Origin of the sequence: Bacteroides sp. FSHCM14E1 (assembly GCF_019633785.1) — a bacterium.
Lineage (GTDB): Bacteria > Bacteroidota > Bacteroidia > Bacteroidales > Bacteroidaceae > Bacteroides > Bacteroides hominis.
Map to the genome: position 1 here is coordinate 139,902 of NZ_JADKYL010000002.1, position 16,644 is coordinate 156,545.

Annotated in this window: 17 protein-coding genes; 4 read left to right on the forward strand and 13 right to left on the reverse strand. The window is 42.5% G+C overall.

Annotation, left to right across the window (positions count from 1 at the left end; all coding sequences use genetic code 11):
* Positions 1 to 36 precede the first annotated feature (36 nt).
* The gene (locus ISX59_RS03595) at positions 37 to 510 is read left to right on the forward strand and encodes a copper resistance protein NlpE N-terminal domain-containing protein (protein WP_005776056.1); all 474 of its coding nucleotides are present in this window, start codon (positions 37 to 39) and stop codon (positions 508 to 510) included.
* A gap of 79 nt (positions 511 to 589) precedes the next feature.
* Here ISX59_RS03595 and ISX59_RS03600 read toward each other — a convergent pair whose 3' ends face one another.
* Positions 590 to 2,179, reverse strand: a complete 1,590-nt coding sequence (locus tag ISX59_RS03600) for a glycoside hydrolase family 31 protein (protein WP_032540981.1) — start codon at positions 2,177 to 2,179, stop codon at positions 590 to 592.
* Positions 2,180 to 2,403: 224 nt separating this feature from the next.
* On the opposite strand from ISX59_RS03600, the gene ISX59_RS03605 reads away from it, so the two are divergent.
* Both ISX59_RS03605 and ISX59_RS03610 read left to right on the forward strand, forming a co-directional pair.
* Entirely contained in the window at positions 2,404 to 2,799 is a 396-nt protein-coding gene (locus ISX59_RS03605) for a PH domain-containing protein (RefSeq protein ID WP_032541002.1), read from the forward strand.
* A 51-nt stretch (positions 2,800 to 2,850) separates the two neighbouring features.
* Entirely contained in the window at positions 2,851 to 5,424 is a 2,574-nt protein-coding gene (locus ISX59_RS03610; RefSeq protein ID WP_220575680.1) for a hypothetical protein, read from the forward strand.
* A 190-nt stretch (positions 5,425 to 5,614) separates the two neighbouring features.
* Here the strand turns inward: ISX59_RS03610 and ISX59_RS03615 are convergent, their stop codons facing one another.
* Positions 5,615 to 6,754 (reverse strand): acyltransferase, encoded by a 1,140-nt coding sequence (locus tag ISX59_RS03615; protein WP_032540979.1) that lies wholly within the window; start codon positions 6,752 to 6,754, stop codon positions 5,615 to 5,617.
* A gap of 109 nt (positions 6,755 to 6,863) precedes the next feature.
* Entirely contained in the window at positions 6,864 to 7,427 is a 564-nt protein-coding gene (locus tag ISX59_RS03620) for a Crp/Fnr family transcriptional regulator (protein ID WP_032540978.1), read from the reverse strand.
* A 471-nt stretch (positions 7,428 to 7,898) separates the two neighbouring features.
* Here ISX59_RS03620 and ISX59_RS03625 point away from each other — a divergent pair, with 471 nt between their 5' ends.
* Complete coding sequence (locus ISX59_RS03625; protein WP_032540977.1) at positions 7,899 to 8,108, forward strand: hypothetical protein; 210 nt, start codon at positions 7,899 to 7,901, stop codon at positions 8,106 to 8,108.
* A gap of 116 nt (positions 8,109 to 8,224) precedes the next feature.
* Here ISX59_RS03625 and ISX59_RS03630 read toward each other — a convergent pair whose 3' ends face one another.
* The 10 genes from ISX59_RS03630 to ISX59_RS03675 form a co-directional block, all read right to left on the reverse strand.
* Positions 8,225 to 8,425, reverse strand: coding sequence for a hypothetical protein (locus ISX59_RS03630; RefSeq protein WP_032540976.1), 201 nt, complete (start codon positions 8,423 to 8,425; stop codon positions 8,225 to 8,227).
* Between the two features lie 59 nt (positions 8,426 to 8,484).
* Positions 8,485 to 8,706, reverse strand: a complete 222-nt coding sequence (locus ISX59_RS03635) for a hypothetical protein (protein WP_032540975.1) — start codon at positions 8,704 to 8,706, stop codon at positions 8,485 to 8,487.
* Positions 8,707 to 8,996: 290 nt separating this feature from the next.
* Positions 8,997 to 9,299, reverse strand: a complete 303-nt coding sequence (locus ISX59_RS03640; protein WP_233481277.1) for a hypothetical protein — start codon at positions 9,297 to 9,299, stop codon at positions 8,997 to 8,999.
* 40 nt (positions 9,300 to 9,339) lie between these two features.
* Complete coding sequence (gene tssR, locus ISX59_RS03645) at positions 9,340 to 11,712, reverse strand: type VI secretion system protein TssR domain-containing protein (RefSeq protein ID WP_032540974.1); 2,373 nt, start codon at positions 11,710 to 11,712, stop codon at positions 9,340 to 9,342.
* 1 nt (position 11,713) lies between these two features.
* Positions 11,714 to 12,607 (reverse strand): PKD domain-containing protein, encoded by an 894-nt coding sequence (locus tag ISX59_RS03650; RefSeq protein ID WP_080715636.1) that lies wholly within the window; start codon positions 12,605 to 12,607, stop codon positions 11,714 to 11,716.
* A complete protein-coding gene (locus ISX59_RS03655) occupies positions 12,604 to 13,131 on the reverse strand; it encodes a type VI secretion system transmembrane protein TssO (RefSeq protein WP_005794693.1) in 528 nt (175 codons plus the stop codon). Before ISX59_RS03655 ends, ISX59_RS03650 begins: the two co-directional genes overlap by 4 nt.
* A 12-nt stretch (positions 13,132 to 13,143) precedes the next feature.
* Positions 13,144 to 13,647, reverse strand: coding sequence for a type VI secretion system TssO (tssO, locus tag ISX59_RS03660; RefSeq protein ID WP_005787050.1), 504 nt, complete (start codon positions 13,645 to 13,647; stop codon positions 13,144 to 13,146).
* A 5-nt stretch (positions 13,648 to 13,652) separates the two neighbouring features.
* The gene (locus ISX59_RS03665) at positions 13,653 to 14,609 is read right to left on the reverse strand and encodes a type VI secretion system baseplate subunit TssG (RefSeq protein ID WP_032540973.1); all 957 of its coding nucleotides are present in this window, start codon (positions 14,607 to 14,609) and stop codon (positions 13,653 to 13,655) included.
* A 1-nt stretch (position 14,610) separates the two neighbouring features.
* The gene (locus ISX59_RS03670) at positions 14,611 to 15,753 is read right to left on the reverse strand and encodes a hypothetical protein (RefSeq protein ID WP_032540972.1); all 1,143 of its coding nucleotides are present in this window, start codon (positions 15,751 to 15,753) and stop codon (positions 14,611 to 14,613) included.
* Positions 15,754 to 15,780: 27 nt separating this feature from the next.
* Positions 15,781 to 16,629 carry a TssN family type VI secretion system protein gene (locus ISX59_RS03675; RefSeq protein ID WP_032540971.1) on the reverse strand — a complete coding sequence of 283 codons (849 nt, stop codon included), beginning with the start codon at positions 16,627 to 16,629 and terminating at the stop codon, positions 15,781 to 15,783.
* Positions 16,630 to 16,644 lie beyond the last annotated feature (15 nt).

Here is a 16,644-nt window from a genome sequence, read left to right on the forward strand (position 1 = left end):
GCACTCACTTTTTATATTAATTTAAAGCACTTAACAATGAAAAAAGTAATTATGTTGGCAGCCGTTGTTGCTGCATTGGTATCCTGCCAATCAAAAGGAACAAAAGCTGAAGAAGCAGCCGCAGACAGTTTGGCAGTGGTTATGGAACCCACTATGGAAGAAACTCAGGTTTATGAAGGTGTACTTCCCGCTGCTGACGGTCCGGGTATCCGCTACGTGTTAACCTTGAACACACTGGCGAATGCGGCCGATACAACGTATACACTGGACGTCACTTATCTGGATGCCGAAGGCAAAGGTAAAGACAAAACCTTCACTTCTAAAGGAAAACCGGTGACAGTGGAGAAAACCGTAAAGAATAAAAAGAAAACGGCTCTTAAACTGAATCCGAGTGACGGAAGCGAACCTGTTTATTTCGTAATCGCCAATGATACTACCCTTACTCTGGCTGACGACAGCCTGGAAGTATCTGCCAGCGACCTGAATTACAACATCATTCGTGTAAAATAACACAGAAGTAGTTTAAACCCAAAACAAAAGCCACGCTATGTAATGTTAGCGTGGCTTTTCTCTTTAATTATAGAAGTTACTATTTAGTCAGCTTCTCAAAATACGGCAAGCGCTCCAGCGGAACATCTATTGTTATTGTTTTCGGACCTTTAAATACCTTCCCCCGATCATCTCTCCATTTACCTTTGGGCAGCATCACCGTACGGCTTGTCCCGGAAGTCAGCATCGGAGCAACCAAGTATTTGTCACCCAACATAAACTGGTCTTTACAATCGATAAATCCTTGATGAGGATACTGGTATTCCATGTGCCGAACAATAGGTTCACCCGTTTCGGAAGCATGCTTTGCCAATCCCAGAATATAATCTCCCATTTGTTGATGCAAATGGGCATACTTAGCACAAATCGCTACATTTTCTTTACTCAGGATGCGCCAGGGAGCTACGGAGAATTGCATCATCGGCATCAGGGCGTGTACCTGACAGGAGCGTACAATCAACTCTTCATCAAACTTCTTCACATTCAGAAAAGCACCAAACTGGCCTCCGCCTACCATGTCCGGACAAGTATAATAATGTCCCAATAATCCCGCAGCAGTCATATCGGGAATTAGCAACTGAGTCGCACGCCAGGAATAATCCTTATCGCCCAGCCTCTGTACCAATGCCTGACCACCCAGCTTCCAGGCAGCACGCAATTCATTGTAGGGAAAGCTCAAACCTATCTCGGCCCATTTCTCCATAAAAGTATTCACATCGGCCTCTTTATCATGAAAAGCATATTCTCCTGTCATATAAGCAACGTCTCCACCATCAAATTTAAACCCATCGATACCATATTTCTCCTGATTGGCTTTTAACTGTTGCTTCAGATGATTCATAGCCTCCGGATTCGTGGTGTCATAGCAGGCACTGTAACCATTCCACCAATGGATGATGGCTGTACGTCCATTCTTATCTTTCAATAAATATCCCTTTGCTTCCAGTTCACGGAATTCAGGACTGTCCGGCGATACATAAGGAGCAACCCACAGCATTACTTTGAATCCCATCTTGTGCAGTTCGTCGGTCATTCCTTTCGGGTCAGGAAATCTTTCGGATTTGAAGTCAAAGTTACCATAATATCTCTGCCAGTTATCATCTACCATGAATACGCCTTGGGGAAATCCGTTTTCTACGGCTTTATGGGCATAATTCATAATGTCCTCCTGATTCTGATCATACATCAGTTCAATCCATGTATTATACTGTGGAAGAGAAAAGAAAGCAGGTTCCGGTATCTGTCCCGAAGGTGGAAAATGTTTCGCCGATGCTGCCAGTAAAGCTTCTTTCAGTGTATTCCCCGCTTTTACCGGTTCTATCTTTTCCGAATCCGAATAGATAATCAATTGTCCGTCTTTCACCTCAAAACAGAAAGGTTTCTCAGCCCATATATATCGGCCTTCGGAAGAAAGCATGAACGGAACTACCTGATTATTCATATTATTGCGTGACATATCCTGCATCCGCAAATGATCACCAAACGGCATCTGGTTACCTAAAGCTACGAATCCTCCCCACCATCTTTCATTTTTCAAGGGTTCGATCACTGTTTTCATTTTTTCCTGTGCCACTGCGCCAAGCAGTAGTCCGAATGTTACGAGCAATAGTAAAGTCGCTTTTCGTCTCATGATAGTTAGATTAATATTAAAAAAATTCTCAAGTGGCAAAAATAGATAAAAAGGCAGAATTAATGGTTTACCGGCAAAGAATTATTTTTCCGGTCTATCTCTGCACGGATAGAACCCAAATCAATCTTTTCATAGCCAATACTCAAAAAAAGAAAGTTATTCCATTCTTTTATTCTATTTTTTCCTATCTTTATCAGACAGTTACAAACATAATCTTAAAAAAGATGGAACAAACATTTAAAGCAAGAAATCCCAAGATAGGGCTTTGGCTATTCGCTATAGGCATAGTAGCTTGCATTGTCATCAGTTTCATAACAATTCAGGCAATATGGATAGGCGCTGCATGCTTAGGTCCGGGTGCGACAATCTACTTTTCGCAAGCAACCTGTAGATACATCGTCAAAGAAAACGGAATGCTGCAAATTGTGAACGGCTTCCATCAAAAACGCTCTTTCAATCATATCACCAGTATCACATATACTCCCCATGCCTTGGGTATACAGAAAATAAAAATCAAACATGCCACCGGATTTGTCATGGTAGACCCGGAGTCACCTCAGGAACTGATAAAAGCCCTGCAAGAGGTAAATCCCGGCATGACAGTAAGGAACTTTACCTGAAACAAGGTATAGCAGAAAATAAGAATAACCGTTTAACCAAGCTATAATAAGATGAAAACAACAAAAAAATGGACGGGATACTTATTCCTATGCCTGTTTTGTCTTCATGTATCTGCACAAAACAAAGACAGCCTTGTCCAAAAGTTAAGCCAATACGCCTGTCTGATAGAAAATTTCTCAAAACATATTCCACAGGAGAAAGTTTACCTGCAATTCGATAATACCAGCTATTATCAAGGTGATGATATCTGGTTTAAATGTTTTCTGGTCACCTCCGATCTATACCCGGCCACAAACCTGAGTAAAACTTTATATGTCGAGTTATTGAATCCCGGAGGTGAAATAATCGACAAACGGATATTAAAAATAGAGAACGGTCAATGTCACGGAGATTTCACTTTAAACCAAATACCCTTTTATTCGGGCTTTTACGAGGTTCGTGCCTATACGAAATACATGCTTAACTTTGGGGAAGATATTATTTTTTCAAGACTTCTGCCGGTCTTCGACAAGCCCCAAACAGAAGGAAACTTCGCTGAAAAAGAGATGCGGAAATATTCAACAGGAAATTACCCGATGGAGCGCCCCAAACCGACAAAAGGCAAAAAAGTAAATTTAAAGTTCTTCCCCGAAAGTGGAAACCTGATTCAGGGAATAGAGTCACAAATCGCTTTCGAAGCGACAGATGCCTATGGCAACCCCATAACATTGAGTGGTACTGTTATCAACGACGAAAAACAGGAAACAACCCATTTCACCGCAATCCATGACGGACGGGGAGTTTTCAATTACACACCTACAGGTGATAAACAAAAAGCAGTCGTTGAGTTCAATGGTAAAAAACACCAGTTTAATATGCCGGAAGCCCTGCCAACAGGGTATGCGCTACATGTTGATAATCTGTCATACACAGACAGTGTGGAGATTGCTTTGCAAAAGAATCCCAATACTCCCGCCACTCTATTGGGATTAGCAGTTATCAACGGAGGAAAGCTTCACAAGTTTTGTCTGATCGACGTTGAAGGAAATGAAATCATTCGCTTCAAAATAGATAAAAGCAGATTGACACCCGGAGTCTCCCGTATCGCGTTATTCAATGGTAGCGGAGAAGTCCTGTCCGACCGTTTGATATTCATTCACCCCCAAAAACGATTATCTATAAAAGCACGGACAGACAAAGAAGCATACAATCCCTATGAATTAGTAAATCTGGAATTTACCTTAACCGGAGTTGAAATGCAACCGGTACAAAACACATTTGCTTTATCCGTAAGAGATGGCATGAATGAAGTGGAATCAGGACGCAATATACTAACCGACCTCCTATTAATGTCCGAGATAAAAGGGTATGTCCGCAATCCCGGCTATTATTTTGAAGCGGAAGACGACACACACCGCATGGCAATCGATCTGTTATTGAGGATACAGGGTTGGCGCCGCTACTCTTGGAAGCAAATGACCGGAATTGAACCTCTCAACCTCAAATATGGTCCCGAAAAAGGTATCGAAACACGGGGCCAGGTTGTTTCTTTCGTCCGGCAACTTCCAAAACCCAACGTAGAAGTATCGTGCTTCTTGAAAAAACGGGGAGAAAATGAAGAAAACAGCAGCTTCATCGAGGCTATCACTACCGATAGTTTAGGACGTTTTTCACTGATATCGGATATCTATGGGAAATGGGACTTGATATTGGCAGTGACAGTCAACAGAAAAAAGAAAGATTATCGTATTCTATTAGACAGATTGTTCAGCCCTCCCCCCGCAAAATATCATTATGCCGATATGCAGGTGAACATCGCCAATACGAAAAAAGAAGAAGATACTATTCCGGATAAAGAAACAAATGTCTTGACAGAAGACGACATCGAAACCTTCTTTGCCGCCTATACAGATTCACTGGCTAAAGCAGGCAACCACGAAAAGAACTATCGATTGAAAGAGGTGACCATCAAAGCTAAAAAAAGAAGTAAAGAAAAAGAGATTTACGACAGTCGTTCAAAATCAATAGCTTATTATGACGTCCATTCTGAACTGGACGACATAAAGGACAGCGGAAAATTCATCGGTGACGACATACACGAACTGATGCTGAATATGAATAAGAATTTCAGTCCTGTCCCACAAAGGAATTATCTATATTACAAAAGTAAAATGCCGCTCTTCGTTATCAATTATGAATGTACCCGACATACTGAGATGGACTATAATAAATACAAATATATAAGGCTTGAAGCCATCAAATCGATTTATATTACTGAAAACCTTTCCACTATTTGCCGGTATGCAGACCCACGGTTTTCGCCATTCGATGTATCCGACTTATATGGTTGCGCCGTATTGATTGAAACCTATCCGGAAGGCAAAATACCGACAGAGGCAGGCAAAGGTGTCAGAAAAACATGGCTTGACGGATATAGTCCGGTCAAAGAGTTCTATCAGCCGAATTACTCTGCACTTCCTCCCGTTCCCGATTATCGCCGTACTCTTTACTGGAATCCCTCAGTTAGTACGGACAAGGACGGTAAAGCCCACATCCGCTTCTACAATAATAGCAGATGCCGGAAACTAAAAATAAATGCAGAAACCATCACGGCGGATGGTCTAATCGGAATATACGAGAATTGATTTTCTTATATACACTGAAATCTGTCTTGTATAAGATGGAAAGATTAAATTTATTCTTTGGCCTATCTCTATATGCAGGATAATGGAGAGCAGGGGTATCAGACTTTAAGTTTATATGCCGGACATAAATGAAGGGGTTGCAAAAATCTTTTTTTGCAACCCCTTCATTTATGATACAGTGATGTTATTTTTATTTCTTTGCCAGAAACTTCTTAGTCAACCATCTTCTGACCGGTTCATCATAGAACTTCAGGCAGAGATAAGCCAGTAAGATGTTTCCGAAAAATACAACCAATGCCATCGGCCACGCCTGTGAAAAGCTGAGTTCTTTACTCCATACCCACGCATAAAACAGATACATGAAAGGGTAGTGTACTATATACAACGGGTAAGATATGTTTCCTAAGAATTCACAGATTTTAGATGACTTTTTATCTGTTGTTTTTCCCGAAGCACCCAGATAGACAAGTAACGGAAAAATAATGATGGCACATACGGAATCATAAATACCATTCATCCACGGAAATTCACTACCACCGATATAAGGCATGGAAAGCAAAACAATAATTGCCAGACTGCATATCCAAAAGGCGCCTCTAACCTGAAGCGGTTTAAAAACACGCGTCATCAACAATCCGATAGAGAATGAAAACAATAAACGCAGGAAACCTCCGATCAGATTATAATCTGCCATTGACCATCCCACACCCAAGTGGCCATAACCGGAAAAATTGAATATGGCAAATGAAGCCAGTCCGATTCCGGCCAATACAACCAGCACCGTGAGAGCCTTCGTAGACAACTTGCGAATAAACAATGCATATAGTATGTTTCCGATATACTCAAAAAACAAAGACCAACTGGGACCATTCAAAGGGTACATCTCACCGTTTCCACGGACTTCAAGACCTGCCCCCGGCGCAACAGGAATCAAAAATATCCCCATAAGCATAGCCAACATTACCATCGAAATGGAAACCTGTGAACCATCCCACTTCTCACAACCCTGTATGCAAAACGTAATGCTACCCAAAACAGCTCCCAGAACCACCATCGGATGCAAACGAATTAATCTGCGTTTGAAAAAGTCTTTTGTTTTCATCGTTTTCCAACGGTCATCATAAGCATAGCCGATAACAAACCCCGATAAGATAAAGAAGAAATCGACAGCCAGATATCCGTGATTAAATCGCTGGTCCATGGGACTTGTTGCAAAACCTTCGAATATATGGTACCATATTACCATGAGAGCAGCGACCCCTCTCAATCCGTCAAGAAGTTCATAATGAGGTTTTGTGTCTAAAAATGCAGTAGTAGTTCCTTTTTGCATGATAATTTACAAATTTGTTTTTTGTTAACGGTTACATAATAATGTGGCAAAGTTACGCAACTTGAAAAACATAAAATTTGTTCTATGGCAAAATCTTATCGTATAAAAATTATTTTTGGGCCCTGAGACGACTAAGTGTAGAAAGCTTGATCCCCAGATATGATGCGATATATCCCAAATTAGCCCGCTGGCACACTTGAGGAAACTGCTGCTTAAACTCTTCGTACCGTTCTTTGGCCGGCAATGCAAGCCGTTCCTTATGTGAACGCTGCAAACGTCTATATTCATTTTGATGGATAATCCGTCCCCAGTTAGCCAGTTCGATATTGGTTTGAAAAAGCCTGTTCAAGTCAGCCAATGATATTTTGTATGCAACAACGTCTTCAAGTGTTTCTACAAATTCTTCACTCAACTTATTATAATATAATTCATCCATGCTAAAGACAATTCCCCCTTCACAAGAAAAAGAAGTAGTTATTTCTTCTCCGTTCACAAGCCAGAAAGAACGGGTCATCCCTTTTTCTATAAAATAAGCGAACTTGCAAAATGTATTTTCCTTTATCAACAAATGTTTTTTGGGAAAACGGCATAAGGTCACACTCTCTTTCAACGCTTGTATTGTATCGTCAGAAAGCAGACACACAGAATTTATCTTATCTATAACATTCGTCATAAAGCTTCGGATAATTGAATATCTATAAAAGTCATTCAGACTAAGCCTTAAAATAGAAACACCCAACTTTACAATTTGGACGTAAAGTCGGTGTTTATTCCGTAAAATATTGATTATCAATATTTATATATAGAGAGAGACAGGGTACTGAATCCATCTACTTAGTCGCCTTAATTCAACTCTTTATCAATACATCAATGCCTTAGGAGGTACAATTTAGATTTCAAAAAAGACGTTTATCTATCGTTCTTTGGCTGTTTGCTGTCTGTCTAAAACTTCATTTCAAAGATACAAACCTTTTCTGAATTATGCAAATGGCTAAATATAAATGTTTCAGCTTAGGTGTAAGGTGCAAGCTATATAAATATATACTTGCACCTTACATCCAAATCTTATCTTTTTTTTTACATATGCAAGTTTTATTAAAAAAATATTTGTACATACAAAAGTACTTTCATAAAACTTAAAAAAATGGATGAAGTTATAAAATTAGGCTATTTAGCAGGTGCAACAAGATTTAGAAGAATAAGCGACAAGTTGTACATAGATGGAAACAAACTATACAGTGATGAAAAAGTACTGTTTAAAGCAATCTGTTTTTCAGCATATTATGCATTATCTGTATCCAAAAAGCCATTGACTGTTTTAGATTTAGCTAATATTATTGCTTTTCTCACATAACAGTTAAAAACATAATAAGAGAAATGGAAAATGAGAATTTAGTTCAAATCAAGCAAAATATTAAGAACAAAAGGTCTAAAATAATTCATTTATCAGAAAAGGGAATTTTAGAACTTTCAAAGATAGCTACACTGTCCTTGACTGTGATGTCGGTCGGTTCGTTCACCCATTTCAATTACTTTGAATTGCAAATCCGTCCAAATACCTCTTTTATCTGTCTGCACGAAATCGGCAATCGCCTTTTCATATTTACTCTGCTCTCCACAACTTGTTAGCAGCAATAGAGCCGCTGCCGTCACTAATAAATTTCTATTCATCTCATATTCGTTTTATTTTCAATCATTTGCAAAAGTAGTTAAAAACCGTAAGAGTATTGCTATTTCCGCTTCCTTTTCTTCTCGTCATCCTGCTGCATCCGCTTGTTCAACCTTTCCCGTATCTTATCCAGAAAGTTTCGTCCAGCGGACGCTGGCTTTCCACATTGAGTATCTTGTGAAAATAAGATCAGCCGTCCCAGCAACATCGTTTTTTGATACTTGAAAAAAGAGATTTCTTCGGTTTCATCACTGAAAGGCATTGATTCTACAAGCACTTTCATTTCACTCAATTTTTCTTTCAGGAAGACAATAATAGTCTTACAATCTAATGATATGCTTTCCGTTCAGGTCAATGCCGGATACCCGTTTGTCCGCTTCCTGCATCATTTCTTCATACGTTTCTTGCATACAAATTCTATTTCTGGTTTTGGGTGCAAAGATACAGGTATTGTCAGGATAGTCTATCACAGATAGTTGGCATATTATCATATAAATTAATCATCGGAAAAATTATACCGAAAGTTATTGCTTTGATTTTCTCAAATTGCCGGGCGTATCACCCAAATACTGTTTACAAAAACTGTTGAAATGCTGCGGGGATGAAAAATTTATGAACCTGCAGCGTAACATCACTTAACGCCATGCCACTGTATTCACTCCCACAAGGAACGAACATTACCTCTCCCGCACACAGGATTTCATCATAGAAGAATGTGCTGGTAATCCGTGCATGCCCTTTCATGCAGAATATCAGGTGGATGATATTCGTATCGTCGCTATGCACCGTTGTCCCGGCAGGAAAGCTTTTCACATCAAAATGGCAATCTATTGGATTTTCATCACAAAACGCCGGCTTATGATTTTTTCGTATCACAATTTATTACGCTATTTTTCTTTGGAAAATACTTTTTCTCCTACGGTAACAGTTCTGAAGCTATGTAGTAATAGCTTTGTCCTTCCATCGTTATTTTTTCTTCTCCGTATTTCTTAGCCATATTTTCTTTCCTCTCTTTAAAATATTGAATAAGTTCGTCCAACTCTTTGTCGGTTAACTGTTTTTTCTTTTTGAGATCCTTCACCGTTATGTCATCAAGCACAGAGCTGTTAGCCGGAACTCCAAATATCTGACTGTGTGCATAAGAAAGAGAATATCGCCTGATTTCCTTTCGCTTATTTTTGCAGATCCGGCAGTTGCGCAGTTCTGACATATAAAAGCGATAAAGGTGGCGGCGTATTTTTCCGGTAGATACATACACCGTATCTACTTTGCTTTCGGAATTTGCGGGTGATGCGCCGATAGTTTCCACCTCATCGGGGAGTACCCTTTCCCTTAAATAGCGGCATAACTGTTTAACTTTACCTTTCTTTGGCTTATTCGTGTCCTTCACATCCACTTCTATTGCACAGAGTGTTTCCAAGCGTTCTATTGTCTGTTTCAGTTCCGGGTCGGAAAGTAGCAGGTAATAGCGCATCAAACTGTCCGGAACGGTAATTCTTCCTGTTTTCCTATACCATACCGGAGCAACATCACCAAATATTTTTTTAAACTCCTTATTCGGTTTTACCCCTTGAGGCAGATGATAGGTTGCAATCAGAAGACTGTCTAAACGGTCTTTACCGTTGCCAACCGTGGCAAATGCACGGTCTATGCTTTCAGAGAGCAGTTGGTGATCCGCTTTTATCTGCGTTACGATGGAATCTACCGCTCCGGCAAACAATTCCATTGGCAGGGTTTCACCTTTCTCCGGAAACAGGAAACCGCCTTGTGTCATGCTGGCATAGGGATAGTCGAGCATGAGAAAATTCGGGCCTGCTTCCCGCAGCAGGTTGCTGCGGCAAAACTGGTCGGCATACAAAATCATATTCCGCTTGTTTTTAGTGCGGTACTCGGCGTAATGTTCAATCATGTTTGAAAGTTGAAGCACATAGTTGTTGTACTTATCGTCGTTCGAGGCGTACAGTTGCCAACCGAGCAGGCGGCAGTTCTTTTCATTCAGGGTTTTCACAATGGAAGAGGGAGCATTCTCTTGCTGTTCTCCCGTTTCACCGACTGATATAATCAGATTAACCGCTTCAGGTGTATTGCCGATAAGTTCCAATGCACTTCTCATTGCCTTCCATGCAGGCAAAGGAGTACTTTCTGTGTCAGCTACATGTGATGCCATTTTTACCAATCGGTCTATAAGTATCTCGTAGTCAGCAGTCAGGGGAATTGTCTCCATGCCCCGGCGAGTAGCTACCGCCGCTCCGAATTGATAGGAGAACGATTCACCGGAACCGGCAAAAAACGGTCCCAGATTCTGTATGGCATTCAACAGCATCGGGTATTGTTCCGGTAGCCGGGAAGACTGTTCCATTGCGAACAGGATATTTATTCGCTTCAATTCTTGCTTGATTTGATTTCCACGGGTATAAGAGATTCTCTTTCCGTTGATGTTGAACACGTGGTTGTCCTTCTTGTCAATAACCGGTTCTAATGTTCCGCTGACGAACGAGCAGGTGGAATCGGTATGGTAAGGATATATCATAGGAGCATATTTCAGCGTCTTTTGCAAAGCCGGCACTCTGGAAAACGCCGTTCCTGTGAACACCTGATGTCCGATTTCTTGCAGCATGACGGCGGGAATCCATCCGATAACCTGCTCACCGATTTTATCGGCAGAGAGAGAAGGAGTTTTCGATACCAATACACTGCGTCTGTCAACAGAATACTTGAGCGCGTATATAATAGCGTGGATACCCACCACGCCGGTTTGATTCTGTAGCTCCGGATCGCCAAACACTTTCAATGAATCGGCGGTTGTAAAATAAGTTGCGGATTGCATGATTGCCGTGGTGTCGGTAATCGCAGTCAACAATTTGTCATGCAGTCCCGACTGTACATCGGTAATGGAAGAAGGTGAAAGTATCAGTCGGGAGCGGTGCATCCAGCCCACATATTCCGCCTTTTTGCGTTGGGTCATACGGTTGTGCTTGATATTTGTGGGGTTATATTTAATCAACCGCAAATAATCTCCTTTGGTCTTGATAACTAAGAACGTATCCAGTAATCCTACCTCGGCAGACTTTACCCTGCCTCCCGGATTGACATAGGCGGCATTCTCCACCCTGTCCGAATAGACAATCCACGGTTTGCGGTGGGCAGCGCTTCTGGGTGCCTTTATCCCCTCTATGGAATAATTTTCAGAATATTCACGAGGGAGCTTCCTCAGTTGAGTGAAGCGGTGTACGGGAGCACAAGCCGATAAAACGACGATAGAAATCAATAGGACAAATAACTTTCTCATTTCATTTCTTTTTTTCGATTTGCATAACCGTTATTTGGGTGATATATCCGCTCTCTTCATCCTCCGTCTCTACGATGACATTCTGGATAATCGTTTCTTTTCTGCCGATATGGTGCAGTCCTTGGCAATAAGAATAAAAGTCGTTATATTTATTGTTGTTGATAATAACCAGCGTGTTCGGGTTATTATTAAAATACTTGTCCACTACATAGTTGTAGTTTACATTAAAGGGTTTACCGTCTGCAATGTTCTGCAACTTCTCTTTGATGTCTAAACCGATGAGCACCATTACATCGGTAGAATCATTCTCCGAATAGTAGGGCAGAATGTTTATCCGGTGTCTGATGGGATACCGGGTATTCTCCGTATTAAGCAATACTTCGTACTCTCCGGGTTCGGTATAAGCATAAAGAGCCGTTTTTTCACGGGAATCAATCATCCCCGTCTCTCCGAACTCCCAGCGCCATTGTTCGTCGTGTCCTTCGCCACGGAAGATGATATTTTCTCCCTGAATAGCTTCCTTGGGAGCTATGATATGAACCAGATGCAGGTCTTCCGTATTGGTCTTCTCTTTTACCCTCACATCAAAGTAGCGTTCCAGATTTCCGTTGACGGTCAGTCGTATTTTGTACACCCCTTTTTGCTTGAACCGATGGTGTCCGCTGCGTTGTGTGGATGTCTCGTTGTTTCCGAACTCCCAGTACCAGATTCTCGCTCCCGACGTGGAATCGGAAAAAAATATTTCTTCCCCCACGACAGGGTCAGACGGAGTTACAGTAGCCTGAATCGGCTGCTTCTGCGAGCAAGCTCTCATTACCAGCAGAAAAACCATAATAAGTATGATAACGGAGATAAAGATATAGAGAACCTTAGTATTTAGGAATTTATTCATCATGGCTTGCCTCCTTTATTTTTAAGTTCGCCTTCCTTCTTCTGGAGTCCGACTTCGCACTCCTCCAGATTCTTCTTGAATTTTATTATGTTATCCTGCTTGCTCCATAGTTCTTTCTTGTCGGCAAACCACATTTCATATACCGAAGCGAGATGCCAGAACATCTTATTGCGCTTGTCAAAACTGTTTCTTTCCCATTGTTTGGCAAGGTCGTTTATCAGGAACTTGATATCATTTTCCTCATAAGAGGCATTGACGCCCGGCTCAAACTGTTCAATACGTGAAAATAGGGTATCTGCGCTCACAATCTGTACTGATTGTATATTTTGAAATTCCTTTTGCCGCTCCATCTTTTTAATGACCATTATTTTATTGGAGAAGATGTGGCGTGTCCCTGCATACTTGAAAAGAATAAATCCACAGGCTCCTGTGATAACAATAAACAGGGTAAGCACATATACAAATCCGATAAAGCGTTCACGCTCGCTAACGGTTTTGCTGCTTTTATTTTTAGGGGTTATGCTCATATCTTTCCTATTTTACTTTTCTACACTAATGTTTCCCAATGTCAGCTTTCGGGTAGCCTGTTTATTGTCCTGAATGCACCGCATCAGGTCTTTTCTCACAAGGCTTTCTTCAATAACCGCTTTACGTATGGCTTCTTTGGTGTCCAGAAACACGTTGATTTGCGAAGCCAGTTTTTTGTACAGAAGTACATCCTTGCTATCCATTATTTGCAGTTCCTCGATAAGTTCCATCTTGCGTGTACTGATAACTTTTTGGAGCACCACCTGATTCAGCCGGTCGTTACTGCCCATCAGCACCAGGTAGTTATACAGCGAATCCACCTTATCCACCAGGGCAATCTGTCTGGCGTAAATCTTATCGTATTCTTGTGTTTTGGATTCCATTAGCTTATATTCGCTTCCATTCGTATGGATAAAGCCTGTGAGCAGTGCCATGCTCAAAGCCGTACTGATTAACAGTCCGCCGGCAAACTCCAAATATCCACGGATGATTTTCTCACTGTTCTTTGCTTTCATAATTCTTATAAATAAGTGTTTATCCCGAGGTAACACGGACTGGCGTCACCCGTCGGTTTTAAATAAGTCTTGCGTTCGTCAGGGCTAACGCTGACCGTCACATCGAACTCCTGCCACGCGCCAAGAAAAATATCCGCCAGCATTTCAAGGGCTTTGCGGGAGCGGTTGCCGGGCAGGAACCTTTCGACTTCCCGAGTTGGCAGGTCGCCTATGTGTATATGCAAATCAGCCTCAGCACTATTAAGCACCCCCACATTCACACTGTTTGCTCCCAGTCTCATGTTCCCCAGCCGGTTCGGTTTTTGTGCCCTTATTGTCCGTTGCACCATTTTGGGGCGTACCTTTACCGGAGCTTCCAGAATCTGCGACAGTGCGTCGCTTACCTCTTCCAGTCTGCCCCGGATCGAATGGATATGCGGCATGAACTTGATGAACAGCAACGCCCCCTGTCTGGACAAAATATGAATGACCGGCCAGCAAGCGGCAAAGAGTTTCGCATAATCAGAATATTTGTTCTTTTTATCATACCGCAATTCGAGCAATTGTGCCTGTATCCCTTCTCTGTCCACTTCGCTCTCCAGCAGGCTGAAAAAACGTCGGATAAAGAACTCTTCGTTACGATGTTGCTGCATCTCTTCCAGAATAAGTCCCAAATTTTTCACCTTGCCGGGAAAGAGCGCCTCATGGAACAATCCCTCCGGCAGCGAATCATAAATCCCCCGGCGGTTGGTCTTTAGTTCTATGTATGCCCCCTCCGCTATGCCGACATGATTCCTATGCTTCACCGATCGGATATCTTTCGAAACATTGCTCAGGTTATTACCGTCACGCACCATCATAATTTGAGCGGTGTCGAACCCGGCTTCCGACAGCAAGGCTCCGTATAGCTCTGCCTTGAAGTCGGTGTCCATTGTATTGGGCGGAAGAAGCCCCTTTATCTCTTTGGGTAAGCGATGTTCCATATCAATCCATTATGCTCCATGTTTTGTTCTGTCCCGTAGTATTGTTCCCCGTAGTGCGTTCCGATACCACAATATTCTCCTTATGCTGACCGATATATTCCAGCGTACTGAGCCGTTGCCACAATTCGGTAAGTGTGTACATAAACGAATAGGCACGAACCATCGAAGCCCGGATATCCGTATGTTCGTACAGCATCTCCAACGTATCGGCGAGTTGCTCGTCGAACGAACCGGGCGTTACGTCGCTCCACTCGTAGAAATATTTCTGCGTTTCCTCCTTTTGCGTCCCTGATAGGTAGCTGAAACTTACATACATGATATGCGCCAGACTCGATACGGAATCCAGTACATCAATAGGAGCATTGTACAGCCCTTTATTGGTATAACTGAATTGCAGGGTGGCGAGATAGCGGAGCATCTCCCGACATATCAGAGAGATGTGCGCACCCAGTTCGCCGCGATTATCCCTGTTATGTATTTTGGCTATGATAATTTTGCTGTAATTCTCCAGTGAGCGGAACATATTTCCGAACTTGGCATGATACTCTTGCAGTTCGGGGTGGCTTTTCATCGTCGTACAGGGCGGGATAAAGTCGGCATCTACCATGAATCGTTCGGCATCCTTGCGGATACGTCCGATGGTCAGGTAATGCGCCCCCAGCTCACTCACATTGATTTCTCCTTTGGGCATCACAAACAGCCGATAGGAGGGCAAGGCGTTCGGATGGCGGGGTGGAACTTCCTCCGGATTGGGGTCACCCGAGCCTACCCGGTGGAACGGATCCACGGAGAGGATAATGTCCCATTGCGTGATATTCTTACGGGTATCCGATTCTACAGAATAGTTCTTCACTAATTCGCTTCCCGTTTCGGTGGCATCAAATTGGATGCGGATGCCCGAAGAGGTGATTGCTTCACAGGATTTCAGCCGCACTTCAATGTGTCCGGTCACGTGCTGGCTGATACGGATGCCGTTTTCGCCATCCCTGTTTTGCCGTGCGGGCAACAGCCCGTAGTTATAACTGTTGGTTCGTACTTCTATGCTGTCGCGAATGCTGTCCAGAAAGTAATCGTCATGTTGGTTGAAGATGGCGGCTGACAGCGGCATACAGTCCGACCAGTTTACTAAATTTTTCTTTGCCATATAGTATGTAGTTTTATTTTTATATTCTTAGTTCTCATTATGTTCCATTACCCGTTTAGCAACAATTACATCACGGCTGCGGATGCGGTTATCCTTTACGGTAAGGTTGAAGTCTATGTAATGCCGGGGAGATAGCAAGGTGGGTTTCCGGTAGAAAATCCATCCTCCCTCTTTTGCTGCATAGTCGTCTATCGGGGCTTGCGGAGATTTCAGATTATAGTCGTCAATCATCCGATGAAACCATGTGCCGAATTGCATTTCGTCCGGTGCTTTCACACTGAGCTTGACCGGTTCCCGGTCGCTTTCTTGCTTGTATAGCTCTATTTGCAGGACTTGCAGGCTGCCCGGGTCAAAATATCCCTCCTGCCCGGTATCGTCAGTGTATCTCCATACTTCATACACGGGAATCGGAATGGCGATAAAGATTCGGTAGGTGCGGATAAATACCGAGACAATGACGAATGGAAGCAGACAGGTGGATGCCCACAGACCGTATTTCAGTTCATTGCAGAGATTGAAGACAAGGGTGAAGAACAACATGGATACTACCAGTATAAAACCGGTGAGAATGATTTCGTGGCGGTACTTGTAGTCGTCCTTAAAAACCCACGCAATCATTCGTATGTTATAACTGCCCAGAAGGAGATACAACATGGCAAGGAAGATGTAGCCGTAGGGCATGAAACCGTAGTCAAGAAATCCCAGCAAAGCAGGGAGCGTCAGGATGACGATTGCACCGACGGTATAACCTACCAGCCGCTTGTTGCCCAGCAAGGCGTTCTTCTTGGCTATGAAAATGCCTAAGCCTACCAGCAACAATCCCAGTATCGGGTAGAGCAGGTAGGTTAAGGCAAGGGTTTGGAAGAATGAGTTCATATTTCTACTCTTGTT